Below are 3,781 nucleotides of genomic sequence, written 5' to 3'. Positions count from 1 at the left end.
GGCGAGCTGGCCGCGCCGCTGGTGCCGAACACCAGGGCCGGCACGGTGCTGGCCGCCGAGCCGACCCCCGAGCCGGTGGCCGAGGAGGAGACCGACCTGACCGGCTGGCTCCCCGACGCGGGCTCGCGCTGGGTGTGGACCGGCGTGGGCGGCGTGCTCGCCGCCGTGGCCGGCGTGGTCGGCTTCGCGCTCACCCGGCGGCCCCGCCGCGGCTGAAGGACCACTCCCGGTGGCCGTCGTGAACCCGACACGACGGCCACCGGGAGCTCAGATCGTCCTCGAGCCGCGCGGCACCCAGCCGATGAACCGGTCCTGGAGCGCGGTGACCGGCACGGAGCGCAGATCCTGCGTGGCCGCGGCCAGGCAGGAGCCGAGATAGACGCTCAACGACGCCCGATCCACCTGGTACTCGCTGAGCAGGTGGTGACGTTTCGTGGCGCAGGGCCATTCGTCACCGCACGAGCCGCAGGTCCAGTCGGGGGTCACCGGCACGTGCTCGCCGTCCCGCCTCCCCGGTGCCTCCGCGCCACGCGTCATCCGCCGCTCCTTCCCTGTTCGGAATCGTGGTCGTGATGGGCCGGTTGCCTCCCCGCAACACACCTTCAGCGCCACCGCACGCCCCAGCGTTACGGTACGTTCACCGCGTGCCTCCGTCATCCGTCGCACGTGCGTGATCTGCTGCCGGCCGTGGTCGCCGTGTCGGTGGCCGGCCCGGCCGACTGGTCCGGCGAGCTGCTCCCGGCCGAACGAGCCGCCCTGGGCGAGCGCGCGGTGCTCCACCGCCGCCGCGACTTCACCGCCGGCCGGGTCTGCGCCCGCCGGGCACTCGCCACGCTCGGCCTGACCGGCACGCCGGTGCCGGCCGGCGCGGACCGGGCCCCGGTCTGGCCGCCCGGCGTCGTCGGCGCGATCACCCACACCCGGGACTACTGCGCGGCCGCCGCCGCCCGCGCCGCCGACGTGCGCGCCGTCGGCATCGACGCCGAGCGGCACCGCCCGCTCTCCCCCGGGGTACGGCGGAAGGTGTGCCGCCCCGACGAGGAGGCGGACCTGGCCCGGCTGCCGGCCGGGATGCCCTGGCCGACCGTGTTGTTCAGCGCCAAGGAAACCGTCTACAAGGTCTGGCACCCGCTCGTCGGGACCTGGCTGGGCTTCGCCGACGCGCGCGTCACGCTGGACCCGCAGGCGGGCACGTTCCACGCCGAGATCGAGCCGGCCCGGCTCGCCGCCGCTCCGGTGGCCGACCCGCCGTCGCGCGTGACCGGACGGTTCGCGGTGGACGACGATCTGGTCCGCACCGCCGCCGTCCTGCCACATCGATGACGCCCTGTCGGCCGGGTTGACCCCGGCTTGTACCGTCGTTCCGACTGAAATCCCGAAGGCGCCCCAAGGAGTACGGTGAGCCACCCTCAGCCTCCGTCCGGGTCACCGGACCCGAACCAGCAGCCGCCGGAACCGCCGACGCAGGCGTTCCCCACCGCGCCGATGCCGCCGAGCGACCCCTACGAGCCGCCGCCCGCCCCGGACGCGCCGACGGCCCCGATCTCGGGCGCGCCCTACCCACCGCCTCCGGGCACGCCGCAGCCGCCGGTGTCGGGGCCGCCGCAGCCGCCGGTGTCGGGAGCACCGTATCCGCCGGCCTCCGGGGCGCCGTACCCGCCGCAGCCGGGGCCGGGTGAGCAGTACCCGCCGCCCGCTCCCACCCAGGCGTTCCCGCCGGCGCCGCCGACCTCGGGCGCGCCGTACCCGCCGCCCGGCAGTGAGTATCAGCCCCCGGGCGCGGCGTATCAGCCGCCGGGAGGCGAGTACCAGCAGCCGGGCGCCGCGTACCCGCCCCCGGGCAGTGAGTACCAGCCGCCGGGCGCCGCGTACCCGCCCCCGGGCGGTGAGTACCAGCAGCCGGGCGCGGCGTATCAGCAGCCGGGGGGCTACCCGCCGCCGGGCGGTGGGCAGCCGTACCCGCCCGCAGGCGCGCCGTATCAGCCGGGAGCGCCGTTCGGACCGCCGGCCAAGAAGTCGAACAAGAACGTCTGGATCACGATCGGCATCGTCGCGGCGCTCCTGCTGCTGCTCTGCTGCGGTGGCGGCATCTTCGCCGTCTACAGCGGCGTGAACAAGGCCCAGGAGGCGGTTGACTCGCTGCCCACGCCGGGCGTCACCTACGGCGTCCCGGACGAGCAGACCCCGACCGGCGGCCCCACCGGCACGCCGCAGCCGGGCACCACCGACGACAAGACCTTCAACATGCCGGCCGGCGACAAGCTGATCGTCAACGACACCGACGGCACCATCGAGATCACCGTCGGCAACTTCCGGACCCGGAACTCCGCCTGCAACGAGATCATGCCCGGCCCGAAGAAGGGCATGTTCCTGATCGCCGACGTGACCGCCGAGATCACCAAGGGCACCGGTTCGATCAACCCGTTCTACTTCTCCTGGGTGGCCGAGGACGGCACCGAGGAGAACGGCATCGGTGGCGCCTTCTCGGGGTGCGGCAAGCTGATGACCTCGGGCAACAACCTGCCCGCCGGCTCCAAGCGCAGCGGTCAGCTCATCTTCGACGTCAAGGACCAGAACGGCGTCGTCGAGTACAAGCACCGCTTCCGTACCGCCGGGTCCTGGAAGCCCTGACCCGCGCCTGACCCCGCACCGGGGCCGGTCCGTCTCGGACCGGCCCCGGTGCCCGTTCGGACAATGCCCGTCGGCCGTTCGGGCCTTTCCATGTGCGCGTGGGCGCTCCCGGTGGCCAGGCTCGGAGCATGGCGAACGAGACGACCATCCCGCTGCTGCCCTGCCGCTCACTTGACGACGTGGCGCCCTTCTACCAGGCGCTCGGCTTCGAGGTGACGCACCGGCAGGAGCGCCCCAACCCGTACCTGGCCCTGCGCCGGGAGGACCTCAACCTGCACTTCTTCGGGATGCCCGGGTTCGACCCCGCCGACTCGTACGGCTCCTGCCTGGTGGTGGTCGACGACCTGACCGTCCTGCACCGCGCCTTCGCCGACGGCATGCGCGCCACGTACGGCAAGGTGCTGGTCGCCGGCGTACCCCGGATGACCCGGCCCCGGCCCCGCCGCAACCAGGACGGGCATTCCGGGTTCAGCATCGTCGATCCGGGCGGCAACTGGATCCGGTTCGTGGCCCGGGCCTCGACGCCCGACGCCGACGACGACCGGGGCGGGCTCGCCCGTACGCTCGGCAACGCCGTGGTGCAGGGCGACTCGCGCGGTAATCCCGCTCAGGCCGCGCGCATCCTCGACGGCGCGCTGGCCCGGCCCGACGCGGCCGACGACCCCGCCGTCCTGGTGGAGGCGCTGGTCTACCGGGCCGAGATGGCGCTGCAACTCGGGGAGCCGGAGGCCGCCCGGGAACGGGTACGGCAGGCCCGGTCGGTCCCACTGGACGACGAGTCGCGCGTCCGGCTGGGCGACACGCTGCGGCACGCCGAGGAGCTGCTCACGGCCCTGCCGACCGCATGACCGGCCGGCCGGATGCGGGCTGACGCCGATCCGGTGGCGGCGGTTTGCCGTGCGGGTCAGCGGGGACGCGACGTGGCAGGCGGCGAGGGCCGCCACGCGACGATCCGGGGAGGCGGCATGAGCGTCGAACGGGCGAACAACGACCTGGAGAACCTGGCCGGTCCGGCCCGGGCCCGTCTGGGTGACCTTAACCAGGACGAACACGCCGAGGCCGACCGGGTGCGGGAACTGGACGAGATCCGCGGCAAGCGCCCCGGCGAGCACATCCAGGAGGACGCCCGCGACGCCGACGACAACTTCAC

General features: G+C 74.2%; 5 protein-coding genes and 1 pseudogene. 5 read left to right on the top strand and 1 reads right to left on the bottom strand.

Annotation, left to right across the window (positions count from 1 at the left end; translation table 11 throughout):
* A pseudogene (locus KBX39_RS25815) lies at positions 1–216 on the top strand (peptidase); the annotation flags it as partial.
* A 51-nt stretch (positions 217–267) separates the two neighbouring features.
* On the opposite strand, the gene KBX39_RS25810 reads toward KBX39_RS25815, so the two are convergent.
* Positions 268–537, bottom strand: a complete 270-nt coding sequence (locus KBX39_RS25810) for a hypothetical protein (RefSeq protein WP_043326829.1) — start codon at positions 535–537, stop codon at positions 268–270.
* A 129-nt stretch (positions 538–666) separates the two neighbouring features.
* Between KBX39_RS25810 and KBX39_RS25805 the strand changes: the two genes are divergently transcribed.
* The 4 genes from KBX39_RS25805 to KBX39_RS25790 all read left to right on the top strand — a co-directional run.
* Positions 667–1,323 (top strand): 4'-phosphopantetheinyl transferase, encoded by a 657-nt coding sequence (locus KBX39_RS25805; protein WP_043326831.1) that lies wholly within the window; start codon positions 667–669, stop codon positions 1,321–1,323.
* Positions 1,324–1,398: 75 nt separating this feature from the next.
* A complete protein-coding gene (locus KBX39_RS25800) occupies positions 1,399–2,631 on the top strand; it encodes a DUF4352 domain-containing protein (RefSeq protein WP_084789546.1) in 1,233 nt (410 codons plus the stop codon).
* Positions 2,632–2,759: 128 nt separating this feature from the next.
* Positions 2,760–3,479 carry a hypothetical protein gene (locus tag KBX39_RS25795; protein WP_043326833.1) on the top strand — a complete coding sequence of 240 codons (720 nt, stop codon included), beginning with the start codon at positions 2,760–2,762 and terminating at the stop codon, positions 3,477–3,479.
* A 117-nt stretch (positions 3,480–3,596) separates the two neighbouring features.
* Positions 3,597–3,781 (top strand): general stress protein CsbD (locus KBX39_RS25790; RefSeq protein WP_210872931.1); only part of this gene is annotated, 185 nt, incomplete at its 3' end.

Origin of the sequence: Micromonospora sp. D75, from assembly GCF_018070405.1 — a bacterium.
Classification (GTDB): domain Bacteria; phylum Actinomycetota; class Actinomycetes; order Mycobacteriales; family Micromonosporaceae; genus Micromonospora; species Micromonospora chalcea.
Note: the sequence above shows the minus strand (reverse complement) of the source record. Positions and strands in the feature narration are given on the sequence as shown.